This is a genomic window from Bradyrhizobium sp. SSBR45G, assembly GCF_030159255.1.
Lineage (GTDB): Bacteria > Pseudomonadota > Alphaproteobacteria > Rhizobiales > Xanthobacteraceae > Bradyrhizobium.
The window spans coordinates 1-526 of the sequence record NZ_BSCT01000083.1; the positions used below are offsets into that span (position 1 = coordinate 1).

Annotated in this window: 1 rRNA gene; it reads left to right on the forward strand. The window is 52.1% G+C overall.

The window, feature by feature from the left end:
* Window positions 1-526: ribosomal RNA gene (locus QQL87_RS37230) — 23S ribosomal RNA — on the forward strand; the annotation flags it as partial.

Here is a 526-nt window from a genome sequence, read left to right on the forward strand (position 1 = left end):
AGGGCGTCAAGTTCGTTGTATTAGACCCGAAACCTAGTGATCTAGCCATGAGCAGGTTGAAGGTGAGGTAACACTCACTGGAGGACCGAACGGGTGCCTGTTGAAAAAGGCTCCGATGACTTGTGGTTAGGGGTGAAAGGCCAATCAAACTGGGAAATAGCTGGTTCTCCGCGAAAGATATTTAGGTATCGCCTCGGACGAATACCTCAGGGGGTAGAGCACTGGATGGGCTAGGGGGACTTACCGTCTTACCAAACCCAACCAAACTCCGAATACCTGAGAGTACTATCCGGGAGTCACACGGCGGGTGCTAACGTCCGTCGTGGAGAGGGAAACAACCCTGACCTACAGCTAAGGCCCCCAATTCGTGGCTAAGTGGGAAAGGATGTGGAAATCCCAAAACAACCAGGAGGTTGGCTTAGAAGCAGCCATCCTTTAAAGAAAGCGTAACAGCTCACTGGTCTAAATAAGGGTTTCTGCGCCGAAGATGTAACGGGGCTCAAGCCACGAGCCGAAGCTTAGGGTG